General features: G+C 51.9%; 20 protein-coding genes, 1 tRNA gene and 1 pseudogene. 12 read left to right on the top strand and 10 right to left on the bottom strand.

Annotation, left to right across the window (positions count from 1 at the left end):
- Window positions 1–76: 76 nt before the first annotated feature.
- Together KIH39_RS13030 and KIH39_RS13025 are read right to left on the bottom strand one after the other, a co-directional pair.
- On the bottom strand, window positions 77–1,102 hold the full coding sequence (locus KIH39_RS13030; RefSeq protein ID WP_213500160.1) for a hypothetical protein: 1,026 nt from the start codon (window positions 1,100–1,102) through the stop codon (window positions 77–79).
- Between the two features lie 38 nt (window positions 1,103–1,140).
- Window positions 1,141–1,299 carry a hypothetical protein gene (locus KIH39_RS13025; RefSeq protein WP_213500158.1) on the bottom strand — a complete coding sequence of 53 codons (159 nt, stop codon included), beginning with the start codon at window positions 1,297–1,299 and terminating at the stop codon, window positions 1,141–1,143.
- Between the two features lie 4 nt (window positions 1,300–1,303).
- On the opposite strand from KIH39_RS13025, the gene KIH39_RS13020 reads away from it, so the two are divergent.
- Window positions 1,304–2,197: an alpha/beta hydrolase gene (locus tag KIH39_RS13020; RefSeq protein WP_213500156.1), complete on the top strand. Its 894-nt coding sequence runs from the start codon at window positions 1,304–1,306 to the stop codon at window positions 2,195–2,197.
- Window positions 2,198–2,549: 352 nt separating this feature from the next.
- On the opposite strand, the gene KIH39_RS26830 is transcribed toward KIH39_RS13020, so the two are convergent.
- Entirely contained in the window at window positions 2,550–3,062 is a 513-nt protein-coding gene (locus KIH39_RS26830; RefSeq protein WP_213500154.1) for a transposase, read from the bottom strand.
- Complete coding sequence (locus KIH39_RS26825) at window positions 3,059–3,865, bottom strand: transposase (protein ID WP_213500152.1); 807 nt, start codon at window positions 3,863–3,865, stop codon at window positions 3,059–3,061. Before KIH39_RS26825 ends, KIH39_RS26830 begins: the two co-directional genes overlap by 4 nt.
- 585 nt (window positions 3,866–4,450) lie before the next feature.
- Between KIH39_RS26825 and KIH39_RS13005 the strand changes: the two genes are divergently transcribed.
- From KIH39_RS13005 to KIH39_RS12985, 6 genes and pseudogenes are all read left to right on the top strand, one after another.
- On the top strand, window positions 4,451–4,912 hold the full coding sequence (locus KIH39_RS13005; RefSeq protein ID WP_213500151.1) for a hypothetical protein: 462 nt from the start codon (window positions 4,451–4,453) through the stop codon (window positions 4,910–4,912).
- A gap of 64 nt (window positions 4,913–4,976) precedes the next feature.
- Complete coding sequence (locus KIH39_RS13000) at window positions 4,977–5,930, top strand: DUF1559 family PulG-like putative transporter (RefSeq protein ID WP_246539699.1); 954 nt, start codon at window positions 4,977–4,979, stop codon at window positions 5,928–5,930.
- Window positions 5,931–6,062 (top strand): annotated as a pseudogene (locus KIH39_RS27110) (H-X9-DG-CTERM domain-containing protein); the annotation flags it as partial. It abuts the gene before it with no gap.
- Between the two features lie 202 nt (window positions 6,063–6,264).
- On the top strand, window positions 6,265–7,269 hold the full coding sequence (locus KIH39_RS12995) for a uroporphyrinogen decarboxylase family protein (protein WP_213500147.1): 1,005 nt from the start codon (window positions 6,265–6,267) through the stop codon (window positions 7,267–7,269).
- Window positions 7,270–7,312: 43 nt separating this feature from the next.
- A tRNA-Met gene (locus KIH39_RS12990) sits at window positions 7,313–7,385 on the top strand.
- 147 nt (window positions 7,386–7,532) lie between these two features.
- Window positions 7,533–8,510, top strand: a complete 978-nt coding sequence (locus tag KIH39_RS12985) for a magnesium transporter (protein WP_213500145.1) — start codon at window positions 7,533–7,535, stop codon at window positions 8,508–8,510.
- Here KIH39_RS12985 and KIH39_RS12980 read toward each other — a convergent pair.
- A complete protein-coding gene (locus KIH39_RS12980; protein ID WP_213500143.1) occupies window positions 8,507–9,457 on the bottom strand; it encodes an alpha-E domain-containing protein in 951 nt (316 codons plus the stop codon). The two genes, KIH39_RS12985 and KIH39_RS12980, sit on opposite strands and share 4 nt — an antisense overlap.
- A 40-nt stretch (window positions 9,458–9,497) precedes the next feature.
- Window positions 9,498–10,955 (bottom strand): circularly permuted type 2 ATP-grasp protein, encoded by a 1,458-nt coding sequence (locus KIH39_RS12975; RefSeq protein ID WP_213500126.1) that lies wholly within the window; start codon window positions 10,953–10,955, stop codon window positions 9,498–9,500.
- Between the two features lie 264 nt (window positions 10,956–11,219).
- Between KIH39_RS12975 and cbiE the strand changes: the two genes are divergently transcribed.
- The 4 genes from cbiE to KIH39_RS12955 all read left to right on the top strand — a co-directional run bounded on the left by cbiE (window position 11,220) and on the right by KIH39_RS12955 (window position 16,187).
- Window positions 11,220–12,470, top strand: a complete 1,251-nt coding sequence (gene cbiE / locus KIH39_RS12970; RefSeq protein ID WP_213500125.1) for a precorrin-6y C5,15-methyltransferase (decarboxylating) subunit CbiE — start codon at window positions 11,220–11,222, stop codon at window positions 12,468–12,470.
- A 242-nt stretch (window positions 12,471–12,712) separates the two neighbouring features.
- A complete protein-coding gene (locus tag KIH39_RS12965; RefSeq protein ID WP_213500123.1) occupies window positions 12,713–13,819 on the top strand; it encodes a thiamine pyrophosphate-dependent dehydrogenase E1 component subunit alpha in 1,107 nt (368 codons plus the stop codon).
- A 65-nt stretch (window positions 13,820–13,884) separates the two neighbouring features.
- Window positions 13,885–14,943 carry an alpha-ketoacid dehydrogenase subunit beta gene (locus KIH39_RS12960; protein ID WP_213500121.1) on the top strand — a complete coding sequence of 353 codons (1,059 nt, stop codon included), beginning with the start codon at window positions 13,885–13,887 and terminating at the stop codon, window positions 14,941–14,943.
- 14 nt (window positions 14,944–14,957) lie between these two features.
- Window positions 14,958–16,187 (top strand): dihydrolipoamide acetyltransferase family protein, encoded by a 1,230-nt coding sequence (locus KIH39_RS12955; RefSeq protein WP_213500119.1) that lies wholly within the window; start codon window positions 14,958–14,960, stop codon window positions 16,185–16,187.
- A gap of 52 nt (window positions 16,188–16,239) precedes the next feature.
- Here the strand turns inward: KIH39_RS12955 and KIH39_RS12950 are convergent, their stop codons facing one another.
- Window positions 16,240–16,929: a pirin family protein gene (locus tag KIH39_RS12950; protein WP_213500117.1), complete on the bottom strand. Its 690-nt coding sequence runs from the start codon at window positions 16,927–16,929 to the stop codon at window positions 16,240–16,242.
- Window positions 16,930–17,027: 98 nt separating this feature from the next.
- On the opposite strand from KIH39_RS12950, the gene KIH39_RS12945 reads away from it, so the two are divergent.
- Window positions 17,028–17,624, top strand: coding sequence for a phosphoesterase (locus KIH39_RS12945; protein WP_213500109.1), 597 nt, complete (start codon window positions 17,028–17,030; stop codon window positions 17,622–17,624).
- A 3-nt stretch (window positions 17,625–17,627) separates the two neighbouring features.
- Here the strand turns inward: KIH39_RS12945 and KIH39_RS12940 are convergent, their stop codons facing one another.
- The 3 genes from KIH39_RS12940 to KIH39_RS12930 form a co-directional block, all read right to left on the bottom strand.
- A complete protein-coding gene (locus KIH39_RS12940; protein WP_213500107.1) occupies window positions 17,628–18,029 on the bottom strand; it encodes a hypothetical protein in 402 nt (133 codons plus the stop codon).
- A gap of 5 nt (window positions 18,030–18,034) precedes the next feature.
- A complete protein-coding gene (locus KIH39_RS12935) occupies window positions 18,035–18,919 on the bottom strand; it encodes a UDP-N-acetylmuramate dehydrogenase (protein ID WP_213500106.1) in 885 nt (294 codons plus the stop codon).
- Window positions 18,920–19,002: 83 nt separating this feature from the next.
- Window positions 19,003–20,301: an RNA polymerase sigma factor RpoD/SigA gene (locus tag KIH39_RS12930; RefSeq protein ID WP_261353363.1), complete on the bottom strand. Its 1,299-nt coding sequence runs from the start codon at window positions 20,299–20,301 to the stop codon at window positions 19,003–19,005.
- Between the last annotated feature and the right edge of the window lie 179 nt (window positions 20,302–20,480).

Below are 20,480 nucleotides of genomic sequence, written 5' to 3'. Positions count from 1 at the left end.
TACTCCGAATACACAAAAAAGCAGGCTTTCCCTTTACTTGGGAAAGCCTGCTTTTTTTACCAAGTTATCTCACGAATCATTTCTGTTTCGGATCGGTTCCTTGGCCTTCTTTAAGCTCCTTGCCTAAAGCATGATCTTCCGGCTTGATGCCACGTCGGAAGCCATTAAACGCATAGGTTTTTGGCTTGTAGGGATCGACATAATTCACATCCGCTTTAGCCGGGATTTCCAGATTATGTCCCCAATAAACGGCATTCACAACTAACCGCCGCAGATCTTCATTTTCCAGATCGGTCGCAGCGCCCATGGTCGTGCAGAAAACCTTGTTCTCTTTTCCGGCGGGATTCTGGGGAATCCGCGTCCAGGCGATTGCCATCATCGGTTCATTTACCGGTTGCTCCCCGGTTGTGGCTTTCCGCTTGTGAGTAGCTGGGGGATCGCTCGGTTTCAGGCCATTGACCACCTGCCCACGTAGAAGGATTTTCGAATCGGGTTGAGGATGAGTTTCGTAGGTGCCGGAGTCACCGAAGACATGCTCGACGCCATTGAGGATTTTTTCTCCCTTGGCCGATTCTTCGATGATGCCTTTGGTGGCGTAACGATGGTTGTCGCCCCAGTGGTTGACCCAGTTCTCCCCCAGAACATTTCGGCCGAAATTGTTATAACTGGCGTATGTGCCTTTTAATCCGGCGAAAGCATGCGTACTGGTGCGCAGTCCGATGATGGGAATGCCCCGAAGATAGGCGTCTTCGAAGTGTTTCATAGCCGAGTCGGGGTAGCGACGGAATCGCAAGCCCATGATGATACCATCAGCGGTATCCAGTGCATCCGGAGCGCTGATACTGGCGGATTTATTCGGATCGATAAAGCCTTTGTCGTCGACTGCGAAGACGACGGTGCATTTAAAACCATGTCGCTGGCTGAGAATTTTTGCCAGCATCGGTAGCCCTTCTTCGGAGCGATATTCCTCATCTCCGGCGAGAAATACCAGATGCTTTCCTTTGCCAGGCCCATCCTTGGCGGGATAGACTACTCGGTCGTCTGCCTGAACTACTCCTCCGAATAAACCGGTAAGTAGCAATAGCTGAAAAATCATTCGCATAAATTTACCCTGAGGGCGAACCGTGACTTTCTTCGGTTTTACCATTCCAGGCGGATAAATTCATCGGAAATATTTTTGAAATTGGCCTGGATGCGTTGGGTCATCTTACCAGAAGAAGAAGCTTCGGAATAAAGCGGAATCAAGAACGATACTGCTGTAAGATGGGCGAGAAGTTGGAAAGCCACTCCTTGAGACATTACTATGCGTTTACTCTCCGCTACCTCGTTGATGCTATTATTTTTGGGATCGCAACTCTCGGCTGAGGAAACGCCGATTGTGGTGAAACTCTGGCCCGAGGGCAAAGTCCCAGGGGATAAAAATTCCGGCCCGGAGAAATTCACCGGCAAGGACGGTAGTCGGAATCTAACAGGTATTACCGATCCCACAATTTCTGTGTTCAAAGCGCCCGCCGAGAAAAATACAGGTACGGCCATCGTGATAGCCCCCGGCGGCGGCTACAGCGTTCTCGCTTGGGATCACGAGGGGTTGCAGGTGGCGGAGTGGTTGAATTCCATCGGGATCAATGCCGTGCTACTGAAGTATCGGGTTCCGGTGAATTCCAAGTATCGCGATAAACCGAATTTCGCGCCCTTGCAGGACGCCAAGCGGGCAATTTGTCTCACTCGCGCACACGCCAAGGAGTGGGGTATCGATACCAAGCGGATTGGGATTCTCGGTTTTTCAGCCGGCGGAAATCTCACGGCCCTGGCGAGTACTTGTTATGGTGAGTCGAGTTATGAGCCAATAGATGAAGCCGATAAACTAAGTGCGCGTCCCGACTTTTCGGTTCTCGTCTATCCCGCCTATTTGGCAGCTTCCAATTCGGATAAGCTGGTCGATCACATTAAAATTAATGGGGAGACCCCTCCCGCAATCCTCATCCACGCTACTGATGATCCGATCGATTCGCTGAACAGCATCCTCTATTATCGGGAGTTGAAGAAGAACAAAGTGCCCGTGGAAATGCATCTCTATTCGCAGGGTGGTCATGGTTACGGAATGCGCAAATCCGGGTTGCCGGTGAACGACTGGCCGAAGCGCTGCGAGGAGTGGTTTAAGGTTCGAGGGCTGCTGCAATCCGCAGCCAATAAATAGGTCTCGATTCTCTTGGTTCGCCATCTGGGGTCGGTGACGCTACGCAGACATCCGATGTCGGAAAATCTAGTAGGGAAATTGTTCGCGGAAGATCTGAAAATAGAGGTGAGATCACTCGAGAGGACTGAGTCGTTTCTGGAGATCTCTCTTCTGAATTATCCAACAAACCATTTGATCTTCTGCGCTCCAATTCCGCAATCGGGAAAAACGGATTTTCTCAAGCCTTTTCTGAATTCCTGGCTTTAAAAAGCTTTTCGGTCTCACACCTTAGCTGAGTTTACTTCGCAGTAAGCTACGGAGTGAGGTTCGTCTTCGCGAAAAAAATATAGCGAAAACCACGGCTCTTCCGTTTCTAGGTGTAGCATCCAGAGAAATACTTCTGGATCTGGTTGACGAGGTCGCGAATCTCCGCAATGGTCGGCCCTAATTTTTTCGCAGCCCAATTCACGTCCAGGAGTATTCTCGTCCAGAGCGTAGTTAGACTCTGAATTCCATAACTCCGACGTAGCACTACCCGAATCTTGGTATTGAGTCCTTCCACCGGGCCGCTGCTTTTGCGTTCCTCGAAGTAGGCTAAGATCCCCTCCCAATTGTTCTTGAGCATCGTGATGAACGGCTCCCAATCCATCTCGGTCTCGCGGGCCTGGACGATCCAATCTTCCAACAGTCGCGAGGCTTCGGCTCGGTTCGGGGCACTATCGAAGATTTTGGTCGCCTCCCAACGCAGATGGTAGATCGTTCCCAACGAAGGCACCTTCTCGAACAAATCCTCGAGGGCCTGGACCTGCTCCGGATTCAAATCCTCGGGACGACGCCGGAAGTCGTGCATCTGAGAACGCAGCTTCTTGCGGGCTTCCCCGCTCAAACTTCGCTTGTAGGCTCGATAGTTTTTTTTCGCAGATCGTCCGCCACCTCACCCAATTTCTTGGCGACGTGAAAGCGATCTATCACCGACTGGCTGTTGGGTAAATGCACGCCGCAAGCCTTCAAATACGCCGGGCTCATGTCCGTATGATGCCAACGCACCGCCGACCGTTGCTGGGCCGACAAACGCTCCAAACACGCTCGCCCAGCTGCTTCGTCACGACCCTTGGACAGAGCCAGAATCTCCGGACGCTCCCCATTCGTCAGGTCCGTCAATATTGTCGCATATCCCTTATGCCCCTTACGCAGGCTGATCTCATCCAGACCCAAACGCTCGATCTTCCGCTGGGGATCGATCTGCTTCGCCTTGGCGTCCTCTATCCGGTTCTTGACGATTCGCTCCACCGTCTCCGCGGCGATCCCCAAACGCACTGCCACGTCTTCGGCTGTGCTCCCGATCAGACTGACCAGCACCTGCTCCTCGAAGCGGAACGTATATTTCACATCCCGACGCTTGAAGGGCGGCAACAGCGATTGACGGTGACCGCACGACGGACAGCGGTGATACACCTCCTGGTACACGAAAAAGCTCGGCTTACCCCACAAATCCAGATCGCGGATGCTCAGAAACTTGTTCTTCTCCACCAATTGAAGCCGAGACTCTCGCTGGCATGTCTCGCAACAAAGATTGTCGGGCAACTCCCAACTCACGTGAAAGGCGTGGCCCCCGTCGATGCGTTCGTATTCGCCAACGCTCACTCCGGCAGGAACGTCCATGTCTATGGCAATGGTAGTCGTCGTCATCGGCTCTTCCGTGAACCAGGAAAAGGGTACTCTCAATTGCAATCTATCCCAAAATGACCGATTCGCCGAGAGTTGCGCCTAAAAACGGAAGAGCCAAAACCACTCGATTAGATTCGGCACCTTATAAAAGCCCGTCGCATCTGAGAAAGCGTTACAATTACCTTTCCTATATAATCCACCATTATAGATAAATGTAAACTTATCTCATGGGCTTGGCTCATACAAAAAATTAATATTCCTCATTAGATATGTGCGTCCGTACAGCTTTCGGGAAGCGAGTGATCCCGAACTCGTGACTTCCTCAGTGCATCTAACTGGTTCCAATTCATGGTTTTTGATACCAAATACAGAAGTCGATAAGGCATTTGAAGGAACGGTGAAGTAGACTCCTTGATTTCTTCGCATTTTCTTCTTCGAAACATGTCAGGTGGTTGTCAGGGCTTACCCATAAGCTTTTTGACATGATCAATTATCTGTTGGCATCTGAGTATTATTTAAATCTCAAATTATATATTGAGATTTAAATTCTAAGTATTAAAAGATGATTGTAAGCATAAAAGCCAATAATCGTCGGAATATAATATCATGAATTCTTCAAAATCAACAATTAACCGTTCCATGCATCTTTGTCTACTGGGGCTATTGATATTTGTCCCATCCTGCGGAAATAGCAATAATCTCTATCCGGTTACGGGTAAGGTTATTTATAAGGGACAACCTGCGGTGGGTGCGATTCTCTACTTCAATGTTAAAGGAGCCGATCCGAAGGTGTCGCAAACGGCATCAGCCGTAGTGGGCGAGGATGGGACCTACACGTTGGAAACGAGCCGATTTGGTAAAGGTGCGGCTCCGGGAGATTATACTGTTATCGTCTATTGGCCTAGAGAGGATACGGAAGCCAAGGGCCATCACACGCCCGCCGCTCCCAAGAAGGGTAATCAACCCGATCGGCTGAAACAGAAATATTTCGTTGCCGGCAATCCGCTTCTCGAAGCAAAAATAATCGCCGGTAAGAATGAGATTCCTCCGTTCGACTTAACGGATTGAAATCGACCAAATCTCATAGTGCATTCAGTTTTTTTACACTATTCAAGGTGAATCCGTGAGAAACATGATCGGACGGCAGCGTAAAGCTTTTACGCTCATTGAATTGCTGGTGGTGATTGCGATCATAGCAATCCTGATTGGCCTGCTGCTTCCCGCAGTTCAGAAAGTGCGCGAAGCCGCGGCTCGAATGGCCTGCAGCAACAATCTGAAGCAGATTGGTCTCGCGACCATGAACTATGAAAGCGCTTATGGCGTAATGCCGCCAGATTACGCGATCGTCGCCAACGATCCGGATCCTTCCGCTCAAGTGGCTGGTTCGAATGCAGGTCCGGCGTTTTTCACCATCATTCTGCCTCACATTGAACAGGGTAACCTTTACGCCAAGATCAACATACAACTTTCCTCCTACGACGTTGTAAATCAACCTCCTGTTACCGGTGGCGCAGGTGGCTTGGATCCCGGCGAAGGGACCGCTAACAACACTGCATACTCTACTGCGATCAAGACTTACATTTGCCCCTCTTCTCCCGCTCCTTCTGTAATCAATTATTACAACGCGAACTGGTCCAGTTATGGCAACGGAAGTGGTGCTCCCCTTTCCAGCCCTCCTACTCAAATCTGGGGCCTCTGCGATTACTTCGTGATTCCCGGTTTGCACTCCGCTCCATTGACAGCAGCCGGATTGCCGGCCTCTTATATCGCCATTGCATCTGGTGAAACCGGTGTGATCTGTTCGCAAACGCAGAACGTTAAGATTGCTTCCATCACCGATGGAACTTCTAATACGATGATGGCTTCGGAAATGTCCGGTCGTCCGGTCGGTTACAATGCACAACGACAAAATTTCTCGCAGTACGGCGCTCCGGTCGACGGAATCATTAATCCCACCAGCGGAGGCGGCGGCGCTTGGGCCGATACTTACTCTTATGCTCACTTGGATGGCTCTTTGCCTTCCGGTATCCGAGGAAACGGTGGAACATGCATGGTGAACTGTACCTCCAATAACGAAATTTATTAGTTCCACACCGGTGGAGCCTGGGGTCTGTTCGCGGATGGTTCCGTACGTTGGATCAAGGATTCTTCGACTGTAGCCTTCATTGCTTCGATCGTTACCCGCAACGGTGGCGAAATCGTGCAGTTCGACAACTAAGTTGAGCCTTTGTACTCTCAGCGAAGGGGATAGCGAGTTTCGTTATCTCCTTTCTCTATTAAGTGTCCCGACTGTCCTAAACGGCATGCCTTTCTTTCCACTTCGAACTTTCTGTCGTTTAAGTGTCTCTTCTTGCTTCGAGATTATCGGAATTACCCGAACTCCAATTCGCCAGTCCCTCGCTTTTCCTTAAAACATCCTGATGGCAAACGATCACTTACTAATCCGGGCGGCACGCGGCGAGAAGGTGGAACGTACCCCAGTCTGGGCTATGCGCCAGGCAGGACGGTGGGACCCGGAATTTCTGAAAATCCGAGCCGGGAAAAGTTTTTACGAGTTCTCCGAGGATGTCGACGCTTCGGCACGGGCATCGCTTTGCCCTAAACGCTTTGGTGTAGATGGGATTATTCTCTTCTACGATATCACGAGCATTCCTGTGGCCATGGGGTTGCCTTTCGATTTGAAGCCTCAGGTCGGTCCGGTGCCGCGTAAGCCGATCCGAACTCAGGCCGATCTGGATGCTCTGGAAAGTAAAATCGAAGGGGAAGATTTTTGGCACATTCTCCAGCTTCTTAAGAAGGTGAAGCGGGAATTGGATGGGGAACTGCCCATCTTGATTTTCGCGGGAGCTCCCTTCACAGTAGCCACCTATTGCATCGGAACGGGTAAAAATTTGGAGGCCACTCGAGCATTTGCCAGTGCCAACCGCGATTTGTGGATCTCGCTGTTGCGAAAGTTGCACACGGCCACCAACCGTTTCTTGAACATCATGCTGGATGAAGGGGCCGACCTATACCAGATTTTCGATTCCTGGGCGGGTGACCTACGCTACGAAGAATATGCGATGTGGGCCGATCCGTTTCACCGGCTGATTTTCGCGAACGTTCAAGGGGCTCCCGGTGTCCTGTTCGTGAAAGAGAACCCTTATCTGGACGAAATGTGCCGATCGGGAGCCCAGATCATCAGCTTGGGCAAAAGCCACGATCTCGCGGCGGCCAAGGAAAAGTTCCCTACTCTGGTTTTTCAGGGCAACGTCGATGATGATTTAATGCAAACAGGCACCCCGGAGCAGGTGGCTGAGGCTACGGCAGCCTGCTTAAAAGCAGGCGGCGGACATCGACATATCCTGAACCTCAGCCATGGAATGGATAAGGATACTCCGGTGGCGAATTTTGAAGCCTTCATTCGCACCGCCAAAGGCAGTTAAAGGGGGTTGCTGAGACGGCGACTTTTGCTAAGATTTGGTGTACGGCGACGTAGCTCAGGGGTTAGAGCAGACGCTTCATAAGCGTCGGGTCACTGGTTCAAATCCAGTCGTCGCTATCGTTTTCAATTTATCGAAAGTGGAGCAAGCCCAAACTACCACGCGGTTTCGCAGGCTCACGAGTGCCAATTCGCCTTCGCAAATTACAACCGTACCGTTATCTTGACGCAAAATCCCGATAGTAAACAACCTCGATCAGGTTCTCCATGCCGCATTTGCAGCTGAACGATTCCATTTTGAAATTGATTCGCAACGACTATACCACCCTTCGGACTTCGATGACGGTCGAACAGGCGTTGGAGCAAATCCGCACTCAGGGAGTGAGCGATCAGATTGTCTATTTTTATGCTACCGATGAGTTTAATGGACTGGTGGGGGTGGTGCCTACGCGAAAGCTGTTACTTGCCAAGCCGACCGATCTCATCTCCGAAATCATGAATTTGAATGTGGTTACGATTCCGCACATGGCCACGGTGCTCGATGCCTGTGAATTTTTCGTCATGTACAAATATTTGGCTATCCCGGTCATTGATGCGGATCGCCAGATTCTGGGAATCGCCGAGATCAGCGTCTTCACCGAAGGCGTGCTCAATATGGACGAGAAAGAGCAGACTGATGAAGCTTTCGAAGCTCTGGGTTTCCGACTCTCCGCCATTCGAAATGCCTCTTCACTGAAAGCCTACGCCATCCGGTTTCCCTGGCTCCTGGCCACCGTGGGCTCCGGAACCTGTTGTGCGTTACTGACGAGCCGATTTGAGAAGACACTCGAAAAAAGCATTGTTCTCGCCTTCTTTTTGACGATGGTGCTCGGTTTGGCGGAAAGTGTCAGCATTCAATCGATGACGGTTTCGATTCAGTCCTTAAGGGGAGCAACGCCGACGTGGCGGCTTTATCGCCGGGCTTTGAAAAAGGAGCTTCGGACCTCTTTGCTATTGGGCATGAGTTGTGGATTGCTCGTCGGTTTAATTGTTCTGGCCTGGCGCGGAGAGATTCCCGCGGCTTTGGTGATCGGCTCGGGCATTGGAATCTCGTTGATATTCGCCTGCATCTTCGGTCTGAGCATGCCGACTCTATTGCATGCGCTAAAACTCGACCCGAAAATTGCCGCCGGGCCAATCACCCTGGCTCTGACCGATTTGTTCGCCCTTCTGTTCTACTTCACCCTGGCGTCGATTGTGCTTTAGGTTCGGAAATAGGCCTGATGGATTTCGGAACCCACCTGAGCGCAGGTATTCTGGACTCCTTCGAGAAATTCACCGATGCCTTTGTTCAATACCTCATCGATATCGATGTAACGTAGATCGCTTTCCAACCGGCCCAGATGCCGTTCCGCCTGACTACTGGCACCAATACTCGATCCGGCCACGGCTCGCAAATTCTTCAAGCATCTCGAAAGTGCAAACCGCATCGAGCGGGGAAAGTCTTCTTCCAGGAGCAGATATCGAATGACACCCGGCGGATCGATTCGCTCGCCGCTATGGCGCATGTACGCTTCGTTCGCGGAATAGACCCGCAGAAGATTCGTCCAGGGTAGGAGCCAGGGGCCGCTTCCTTTCGTTTCTTTGAGTAGCGAAGCATGCACAGCTATGATGCGCGAGAGAATATCGACCCGTTCGAGATAGCGCCCGAGCATCAGGAAGTGGTAAGCCTCGGTACGAGGGAGCGTAGTCTCAATAATCGCGGTGAAAAGAGTGCAGTCCTTTTTCAGTTTCTGGAAATAACGGTACGCGCCCGTGTTGAATCGCTCGGTGGCTCGCGGGCTGATCAGGTAAAGATAGATCTGATTGATCTGACTCCAGGCTTCAGTCGATAGTGCCTCTTGAACGCTGCGAGCATTTTCCCGAGCACGTCCGAGCATACTTAAAACGGAATAGTCGTTTTTTCTTTCAAAAGTCAGTTCTCGGAGAATCTCTTCAATTCGCTCCACACTCGGAACATTTTCATCCTGGATGCTCTGAATATCGATGCTGAGAATCTTCAGTACTCTTTCCAGCGGCCTGGGTCCATCCACCCAAGTTCTTCCGGTTTCGAGCTCCATCTGAAAAGCATCGGCCAGCAGACGGACCACGTTGTCAGCTCGCTCGACATAGCGACTGATCCAGTAAAGATTTTCCGCAACTCTCGAGAGCATATTTAAAGATTTCCTTGGAAGACCGACGCCAAGTTACCGTTTAATTCGCGAGGACCCAGGTATCCTTGCTGCCGCCTCCCTGGCTGCTGTTTACGACCAAGCTACCCTTGGGCAAGGCAACGCGAGTCAGACCGCCGGGCAGAATTTTGATCTCCTCCCCGTAGAGTACGAAGGGCCTGAGATCAATGTGCCGACCTTCTAGTCGGTCGCCGACAAGTGTGGGATGTTGGCTGAGGCTGATCGTCGGCTGCGCGATATATCCTCGGGGGTTGTCCTGGATTTTCTTCCGGAATTCGTCCTGTTGTTCCTTGGTGGATGCTGGACCGATGAGCATGCCATAGCCGCCTGAAGCATCGACGGCCTTCACGACCAGTTTCTCAATATTGGCGAGAATGTGCGACATGTGCGAGGGAATCAAAGGCCGGAAGGTTTCCACGTTCTGAAGGATCGGTTGTTCATCGAGATAGAATTTTATGATCTCGGGAACAAACGGATAAATTCCTTTGTCATCGGCGACGCCTGGACCAATTGCGTTTGCTAATCCAACGCGACCGGCCCGATAAGCACTCACCAGACCTGCCACACCCAACTGGCTGTCTCGCCGGAAGGTCAGGGGATCAAGGAAATCATCATCGATCCGTCGATACACCACATCCACGCGTTGTAAGCCGCGCGTCGTTCGCATATAGAGCCCGCCGTTGTCGATCAGCAAGTCCCGGCCTTCCACCAGTTCGACTCCCATTTGGCGGGCCAGAAAACTGTGTTCGTAGTAGGCCGAGTTGTAGACGCCGGGTGTAAGAACGACGATTTTCGGATCATTCACACCAGCAGGAGCGATGGATTTTAACACGGCCAGCAGGTTGGCGGCGTAATCGTCGACCGGACGGACGGAATAAGCTTCGAATAAAGCGGGAAAAGCCTGTTTCATAACTTCCCGGTTCTTCAGGACGTAGCTGACTCCTGAAGGAGTCCGGCAATTATCCTCCAGAACGAGATAATTCCCATCTTTGTCGCGAATCAGATCGATACCGGAAACATGAATGTAAATATCCCGCGGGACTTTAACGCCTACCATTTCCCTTCGATACCCAGAGGCCCCGAAGACTAGCTCGGCGGGAACCTTTCCGGCTTTCAGAATCAGTCGTTCGTGGTAGATGTCCTGAATGAACAGGTTTATGGCTCGAACGCGCTGTTTGAGTCCGGCCTCGATTTTCTCCCACTCATTATTCGGAACTAATCGGGGAACCGGGTCGAAGGGCATGATCCGTTCGACCCCCTGACCTCGGCCATAGACGGTGAAAGTGATCCCTTGTTGCCGCATGATGTTATCGGCCATGCGAGCGCGGCGTTCGATCTCGGAAGCCCCTAAATCCGTAAGGGTCTCCGAGAGTGGGGCATAATGGTTACGCATCTGGCCGGGGGTGGCCATCATTTCATCGTAACCGACGAGTTCGTAGTTGTGAAGCAAGTCCGTTTCCTTTGCCGACTTGGAACGCATAAGCAGACTCACGCTCAAGATGATGTAGGGAAGATGATGCTTGAGAGAAGAAGCAGCAAATGTTAGACCGGCAATTACCTTAAAAAACGCTCTCGGATGGTCTATGCATGCCTGAGAATTAGGCTTTTCCTGCACGAGTTTAGTGCGAAGGGCGGATGAATCGTCAATTTAATCGAGATCTTCCGAACCGATCCGGTTGCAGGAAATTTGCTAGAGTCTAGAATTGGCAACATTCCAATTTCTGTGGCCAATACGAAGTTAAGCATGTCTTCATCTAAAATAGCGATCATTGGTGTAGGCGGGGATGGCCTGGCGGGTTTGGCCAGGAGTGCCCAGGATTTGCTGAACTCCGCCGATCTGATATACGGCACAAATAACGTTCTCCGCCTCATACCCGAAGTGTCGGGAGAAAGAATCCGCATTGGCGGTGATCTCCAGGCAGTCATTGAAAGTTTGCGATCCAACTTAACCACGCGGAAGCAAGTCGTCCTCGCCACGGGAGATCCGCTTTTTTACGGAGTGGCTCGCTATCTCTGTGAAAATCTCGGCTCGGAAAATTTTGAAGTTTATTCCCACGTCAGTTCGATGCAACTGGCGTTTGCACGCATCAAAGAGTCCTGGGAAGAAGCTTTTTTGACGGATCTATCCATTCGCAATCTCGACGATGTGCTCGACCGAATCCGCACGGCGGAGACGGTGGGGTTATTCACCAGTGATATTTACACCCCGAACCGGATTGCTCGAGAATTGCTCGTGCGTGGTCTCGATTATTTCAAAGTTTATGTTTGTGAAAATCTCGGCGGTCGGGACGAAAGGATTACCCAAGGCGAGTTGGTCGAGATCCAATCGCAACAATTCGACCCGTTGAATGTGATGATTCTTCGTCGGAAAGCCGGTCGACCCGATCAGCCCAATTCGACGCGCCGGCTGATGCGTTTCGGCAATCCCGATGATGTCTTTGCCCAGAGTCGACCGAAAAGTGGTTTGATCACCCAAGCTGAAGTACGAGCGATTGCACTCGCTCAGCTCGATCTTCGTTCCGGACAAATTATGTGGGACGTCGGAGCGGGTTCGGGCTCGGTGGCATTGGAAGCCGCCCAGTTGGTCGAACCGGGGCGAGTTTACGCGATCGAGCAAGATTCCGCAGATTACCACCTGATCGTGGCCAATGCGGACACTTACGGCATCCACAACGTCCAGGCAGTGTTTGGTACGGCACCGGCCGTGTTCGCAAATCTCCCCGCGCCGGATGCAATTTTTATTGGCGGCAATGGAGGTGAGATCGCCCGCCTGATCGAATCTTCGTTCGCGGCCTTACGCGCGGGCGGACGATTGGTGATCAATGTGGCTACTCTGGAAATGCTGACTGCAACCTACGAGGTCATGAAAAAGCTCGTCACACCCGTCAACGTGCTTTTGCTGAACCTCTCCCGGAGTGTGGAGCAGTTGGAGGCTTTGAGATTTGAAGCGGTCAATCCGACTTTTGTTCTGAGGATCCAGAAGCCCGAAAATTAGATCGAGTTTCTTTTCGGACTTCGAAAATGACCACTCCCCACTTTTAATCTTCACGTATAATTGGAGTAGATCTAACGATTGCGACGAATCTGCTTCGAGAGCTTGTACCTTCGAGGCAGTGTTTTGGTGCTTACGCTGAAAGTTCGGGTTTCAGAAAATCTGTAAAACCGATACGATCCAGTAGCTGATGCCGTTTCCGAAATCTCCGGCTCGAACAAAGCCGATCGCCGGGAGGGCCACCGATGACCACACCTCGGGAAGATTCCGAAGAGGATTACTCAATTCGCGGTATCCAAACCGCGAAATTCCTCGATTACCCGGAGCTTCATAGTAAAGATGAGTCCCTTTCGGCCGGTATGTGCCTGAAAATCTATAAGACGATGGCCCGGGTACGAGCGCTCGAGCAACGCACAATCAAAATGAGCAAGTCAGGCGAAGGGTACTTCTGGGTCGGTGGACCTGGGGAGGAAGCCTTTAACGTATGCCTGGGATTGCAGGTTCATAAGGGGAGAGGTCCCGCATTCGATTATCTGCATTTGCATTATCGAAGCGCCGGGGTCATGATGGCCATGGGAATGCCGATGGCCGATCACTTCCGGCAGATGGCGATGAAACTGACCGACCGGCATTCCAAAGGACGGAATTTTGTCGGGCACTATGCCATTCCGGAATGGAATGTCGTACCCGTTTCTTCAGTTATTGAAGTGCAATACACAATGGCGCCCGGCACGGCCATCGTTCAAAAACGCCACGGCGGTGAAGGAGTTTCGGTCGTCACCGGAGGTGATGCCGGGACAGCCGAAGGGGATTTTACCTCCTGCATGATCTGGAGCACCCGGCCGAATCAGGCGTTGCCCGTGCTGATGATTGTCACCAACAACGGCTTCGGAATTTCAACAGCGGCGAACACCCAGCACGGGGAAAGCAGTATCGCGGCCCGCGGCAATGCTTTCGGGATTCCGGGCGAAGTGGTAGATGGCAATGACGTGATTGCCTGCTGGTGGGCGATCTATCGGGCATTTGATTACTGTCGCACCACGCGACGACCCTACATTTTGGAAGCTAAAGTTTCCCGTTTGCATGGTCACTCTTCCTCGAGTGGGGCCAGTCGAGTCTCGACCGAGGCCGATTGCATCACTCTTTTGGAAGAAAAGCTGATCGCTAACAAAATTCTCAATCGCGAAACGGCCGAGATGATCCATCAGCAGGCTAGTGACGAAGCCGATACCGCAGTCGATCAGGTGATGCAGGAAGCCGATCCTACAGCGGACGATGTGAATCGTTATACATTTGCCCCCAGCCGATGGGATGTCATTTATCCGGACGACTATACGGGTCTCCCCTCCTGATCGCTGTTCATTTCTGTGGAGTCTCTCGCCGAGCATCGACACCAGGGATGCAGAGGATTTAGGTTATGGCCAGTCTCGTTCAAGCCGTCCGGCTCGCATTGCACTACGGGGAAACCAATCTGGGGGTGACGGATATCTTCGGCGAAGATGTTGGGCCCCCTCTGGGGGGAGTTTTTACCGCAACTCAGGGACTTAAGAAAGCCTGGAACACACCTCTGGATGAACGTGGTATCGTCGGTGCGGCAATGGGGATCGCCTATGCCGGCGGCAAACCGGTTTTCGAAATTCAATTCTGCGATTATGGCTTCAACATTATTGATCTTCTGAAGCTTGCAGGCAACCAGCGATGGGCCAGCGGCGGATCTTACGATATGCCCGTGGTAATGATGACTCCGTCCGGATCGGGAATTCGCGGGTCGCTTTACCATTCCCATTCTTTCGAAAGCTGGGCTACGCGTCTGACGGGCTGGAAAATCGTGATGCCCAGCGATGCGTTAGATGCTTATGGGTTAATGCTTTCGGCTATCGCCGATCCCAACCCGGTGATGGTCCTTCTCCCCAAGGCTCTTCTGCGAGTCAAAGGGGAACGACGAATTCCTGGCGAACCGGAGGACGATGAACAACTGTCGCGCATGATTGATGCCCCGGTGGGAGATCGGTCGCAGTGGGAACCCCAGTGGCCAGATCTGGAAGAGTACTTCGTCCCTATCGGCCAGGCACGGCTGGTTAGGGAAGGGCAGGCCGGTACTGTGATCAGTTACGGTCGGACTCTACCACTCTGCTCCCAGGCGGCGGACGAGTTGTACGAGAGCGAAGGCTTGACTTTCGATGTCATCGACCTTCGCAGTATCTTTCCTTATGACTGGCTCGCCATTAAAGAGAGCGTACTAAAAACAGGCCGGGTTCTGATCGTTAACGAAGACACCGAGATCACGAACTTCGGGGAACACCTGCTCCGACGCATTGTAGAAGAACTCTTTTATGATCTTTTAGCCAAGCCGCGACTGTTGCAGGGCAAGCACATCCCCGGTATTGGACTGAATCAGGTTTACGAACAAAATACTGTACCGCAGCTGGCCGGCGTTCGAGCCGCGATGCTGGAACTCGCCACCGAACGCGTCTAGAGCCCGGAGGACTTATGAATTTCCCTCTCCCGCAGATTGGCGAAGGTCTCTATGAGGCCGAACTGGTACGCTGGTTGGTCAAAGTGGGCGACATCGTCAAGCCGGGCCAGAGTCTGATGGAAGTGATGACGGACAAGGCGACCATGGAAGTGCCGGCTCCGTTCAAAGGCAAAATCTCCTCCTTAAGCGCGGAACCCGGTTCCAAAATCAAAGTGGGTCAGGTTATTTTGGATTATGAATCGGACGGCTCGGCTTCCTCTCCTCCCGAGCCGCTGGCAAATCAATCCATTGAACAATCCTCAAGTGCTCCTCTCCCCGAAAAAAATAATACTGCTGTTCGAGAGGCTGTCCGGTCTTCGCGAAATATTGCAGCCGCTCCCTCCGTTCGCTACCTTGCTCGAAAAATGGGAATTAACCTAGCGGAAGTGATTGGCTCGGGTCCGGCGGGGCGAATTCTGATCGATGATCTGAGCCGGATTCTTCAGTCGAACAAAACCGTGGAGCGGAAGAAACCTTCCTCCCCCAATTTGGACCTGGGAACCCCGGGTACGACGGTGAAACTGGCCGGGTTACGTCGAAAAATCGCGGAGCATCTTTCCCATTCCAAAAAGATCATACCGCATTACTCCTATGTGGAGGAGTGCGATGTCTCGGAACTGGTTCGATTACGAAAATCGCTGCGGGAACCTTTGCTCGAAAAGAATATCAAGCTGACTTTCCTGCCATTCTTCGTTAAAGCGGCTGCGATGGCTTTGAAACAGGTCCCGATCGTAAACAGTTCCCTCGATGACGAGACCGAGACCATCCGTTTTCACGCCTCCTACAACATCGGGATTGCGGTGGCCACGCCCAACGGCTTGATTGTTCCGGTGATTAAAGACGCGGATAAGAAAGATGCGCTGACAATTGCTCGTGAGATTGATGCCCTCAGTGAATCGGCTCGACAGGGGAAGGTCAAAGTCGAAGATCTCAAAGGCGGGACATTTACGGTAAGTTCGGTCGGTAATATCGGCGGCCTGATCTCCACACCGATCATCAATCATCCGGAAGTGGGTATATTAGGAATCGGAAAAATCAGCAAACGACCCGTTTACGATGAAGATGGGAAACTGAAGCCGGCGGAAATGGTTTTCTTGTCGTTTTCGTTCGATCACCGGGTGGTCGATGGGGCCATTGGAGCGATGTTTGCCAATAAGCTTATTGATGCACTTCAGAAACCGGCCATTATGCTGATCAAGAATTGATAATTACCAGGAGCCCCAATCCTGCTAGGGATTGGGTTCGATTTTTCAGATTCTAATCCAGATCAAATAACAGAATTTCCGCCGGAGTGCTCGAGAACAGATTCAAATTTCTCTCGCTGGAAACCGCCAGCCCGTCGCCAGCTTTTAGCGACAAATCCCCGGCGAACAGATCCCCCTTAATTACTTGAACCCAGGCATGACGATCGGGACCTAGGTCATAAGAGTAGGATTCGCGCGGATCCAGTTTGATGGCCGTGATCGAGGCATTGCGATTGATCGTTGCCGAACCGTTGCGACCATCCGGGGAGGCAATCAGTAGCTGCTTGCCCGAGGTTGCGATGTTCCGTTGTTCATAGCTGGGATCGATCCCTTCACGATCAGGCATCAACCAGATCTGATAAAGGTGCACATCTTCTGTGGACGAAGGGTTGAACTCGCTATGAAGAATGCCTTTACCGGCCGTGATGCGCTGCACTTCCCCCGCATTGATAATACCGTGATTGCCCATGGAATCCTTATGTTCCAACTGGCCGCGGATCACGTAAGTGACGATTTCCATATTGCGATGGGGGTGCATCGGGAAACCATTGCCCGATTTAACGACGTCCTCATTAATAACTCGCAACGCCCGGAATCCCATATGGTTCGGATCGTAGTAATCGGCGAAGGAAAAAGTATATCGGGTATCGAGCCAGCCAAAATTCGCTTTTCCACGCTGGTCGGCAGGTCTTTTAATGAACATTTGCGGTCTCGCTTTCTGAAGCCTCGCTTCGCAAGATAATACTGCCTTGATTAGTTGATCTTACTGACGGCGGACTTCGACTTTATTTGAGATCCCGTATGTCGCTAACTTCGGAAGAAATGGTTCTAGTGATTCCACTCGAACACTTCGTAAACGTCGGCTACTTTGAAGGCTTTCGGCGAACGCAGGGCGATTATGCGACCCGGTTGTTAGATCCCGCCGCATTTCGGTTTCTGCCGCGACCGCAGGCAGAAAGAGACCCGGCTTTCAAGCAGATCATACCCTACTGCGTGCTTGCTTCCGGGGATGCACTATTTCACTATCAAAGAGGGGCAGGTGGGGGCGAAAAGCGGCTGGAGTCACTGCATTCGCTGGGTATTGGGGGGCATATTAATCCGATCGATTCTGCGAGCGGCCGAGATATTTATCAGGCGGCTATGCAGCGGGAATTAACCGAGGAAGTCGAGTACGGTAACGAGCTGTCCCGACGATTATTCGGTTTTATTTACGATCCTTCCCTGGCTGTAGGGCAAGTCCATCTGGGAGTAGTGCATAGAATCGAGCTGGAAGCTCCATACGCAAAATTGAAAGAGACGAAATTGCAGGGCGGGGGGTTTGAAAGCTTCGAGAAGTTACTCCTCAGAAAGAAAGAGTTCGAAACCTGGTCGCAGTTGATTCTGGAGGCCTGGAACTAACTCTTATTTCTCTTTGAAAGCCAGATCGACAATTAAAACCGGGTATTTGGTACCATCTCCGTTTAAAACCGTTTCTGTTTTCAGGGTCTTCAACTCGGCCACATCCGGATGACTTTGAAAGACAGCACGCATCTGAGAGATCTTCTCGGAGGAATTGGTTTCGGGAAATGTTGCCGGTAATCCCAGATAGCGGAGTTCCTGCAAAAACTCCTCCCGAGTCTTGCCGGGAGGCGCGGGCAATCGAATCTCCTGGAGGGCGCGATAGCTCAGCGTGAAATTTTCCTGCTTGGAAACCGCTGGAGTTTTAGGATTGGATAGAGTGGACAAACCGATCAGAACACCGAGAACCACCAGTGCCAGCAAGGTGGCCTGAAGGAGCGATTTGAAAGTGTCCCTTCGGCTCATGATGGTCACCAGACGCTGAATTCCTTTTCCAGAACGACACCGGTGTGCTCTCGAACTCGTGTCTGGATCGACTCCACGAGGTGAAGGATATCTTCGGCTTTTGTCCCGGGGTTTGCAATCAGATAGTTACTGTTTCTTTCACTGACGTAAGCGGAACCCGATTTCAATCTCTGAACGGATGAGGGGGACAGCAGTTCGTTCATCTGATGTCCGCGAGGCGTTCGGAACATCCTCAGCGCGATTTGGTGAGGGTAGGGCATCGTTTCTTTACGGTAAATCCAGGCGCGGCGCATGCGCTTCACCAGGTGCTCGACTTTATCATTTTCCAGTTCGAACTCAACGGTATGGATGACCGGATCCTCCAAATCGGAGCGATGATCGCCGAAGCGCAGATCGCAGCGATCTCGAGACTGCGGCTTCCCCTGTTCGTCGATAACGTGGGCCACCCGGAAACAATCGGCAATTTCTCCCTGACGATCTCCCGCATTATAGCGCAGGGCACCGCCGATGGTGGCGGTGATGCCCACGAGCGTTTCGAAGCCGGCGAGGTTACATACGGCGGTTGCTTTTATCAGTTCCATCAGGGTGGCACCACCGCCCACTTTAACTCGCTTGCCCTGAATTTCGATTCCGGAGAAGGCGGGGGAACGCAGTCTCAAGACGATTCCAGGAACACTTTGCTCGCGTACGACCAAGTTGGTCCCGTCACCGAGCACTCGTAAGGGGAGGTTGCTGTCGAAACTCCATTTGACGATGCCGCTGAGTTCTTCGAGCGTATTCGGAGAAACCAGATATTGAGCCGGTCCACCGATTTTGAGGTAGGTATATTTGGCCAGTGGGGCGTTCCGCTCCGTAATCTTCTGAAAAGCGGCGGGTAATTCGTTGGTCATCCGATTATCTCCTCTATTCCTGCAGGGACATCTTAGTATCCCGGGGAACAGAAGAAAGGCGGGAATAAGTGGAATAGGTAGGCCTATTCCTTGAAGGCCACCAGCCGGTTGGACCGGGAGGTAATGCGAAGTTTGCTGAGGCTTCGACACTCGATCTGGCGTATCCGTTCGCGGGTCACTCCAAAGAAGCGAGCGACTTCATCCAAAGTGCGTCCCCGGCCATCGAGCAATCCAAACCGCATCTCGATAATTTCCTTTTCACGCGGTGTCAGAGAGCGCAGAACTTCCTGGATGCGTTCGCGAAGGAGGCGTTGGTCCACTTCCTGACCTGGCACGACAGTTTCCCGAGCACTGATGAAATCTTCGACGAGGCGTTCGCCATCTTCCCCGATGGGGTCTTGCAGGGAAAGCGGTAATTTGCCGTGCCAGCGATGGTTAGGCTGAGGATCGGTTTCCAGTAGCTCCGCCGAGCGAGGCATGGTTGTCTCGGTATCCGGAACGCGCGATAGCTTTTGGAATTCCTGCAAGGATCGCGTGATTCCCTGCCGTATCCACCAAGTTGCATACGTGCCGAATTTATAGCCGAGTCGATACTCAAATTTATCGACCGCTCGCATCAAGCCGCGATTGCCTTCTTGAATCAGGTCGTTGAAGGGCAGGCCGCGATTGCGATATTTTTTGGCGATCGAGACAACCAGGCGGAGGTTAGCTTCGGCCAAGGCGTTGCGGGCTTCGTTGTAGAGTTTGTTTCGTCGCTCCAACACTCGAATAAACTGATCGAGCAATTTGGAAGACATACCGAAGCAGCGGTAAACCTGCTCCTCCAGCGGAACGGCATTCAGATCGGTCGATTGTCGTCGGATGGCCACTCGAATCATCTGAACCTGCGAGACCCACTGGAAAATTGCTTTCTCCAGGAGTTCGGTCCGAGGCGAAATTTCCATCATGAGTCGGGCAATTTTTCGCTGATTACGAAACCGCTTCCGAACGGAATATGGATGGCAGGCGAGGTGCTTTTCGCGAGCAAAAAGTTCGGGCAGAGTTTTGAAGTGGAATTCCAAGCGCGAAAGGATCTTCTCTTTGCTTCGATTATCCGTTCCCACCGATTCAATAAGAGGGTCAATCGGTTTGCCCGACTGAAGCGTGTTCTGGATGAGTTGGAAGCAGTATTGGGCAACGATCGGGGAGTGGAGCGCTGACCAGCGAAACCGAGAACGCAGGCGATCAAGTCGCTCGGCCAGTTCAAACTCGTGGCTTCGGGACAATAGGGGCACTGCACCCATTTGTTTGAGGTAAATCCCGAGTGCTTCATCTGATCCCGCGGCGGAATTCTCTGAGTTGGAAATTTCCGCTGGGGCATTTAGCTGTAAAGGGGCAATCATAAGTTCGACCTGGGAAAAAGTTGGCTTCACTGTATTATACGCTCCCCGGGTCAAACGAAGTCCAAGGATCACCTCATTGACCCTTCGACGTTTTACCGGGTTCGCTTGAGACTATTTTTAAAGTCACTTTTTCCTGGGCAAAAAAGAAGCCAAATTTGTCGAAAATAGAGGAAAATTAG

This window comes from Telmatocola sphagniphila, assembly GCF_018398935.1.
GTDB lineage: Bacteria > Planctomycetota > Planctomycetia > Gemmatales > Gemmataceae > Telmatocola > Telmatocola sphagniphila.
Note: the sequence above shows the minus strand (reverse complement) of the source record. Positions and strands in the feature narration are given on the sequence as shown.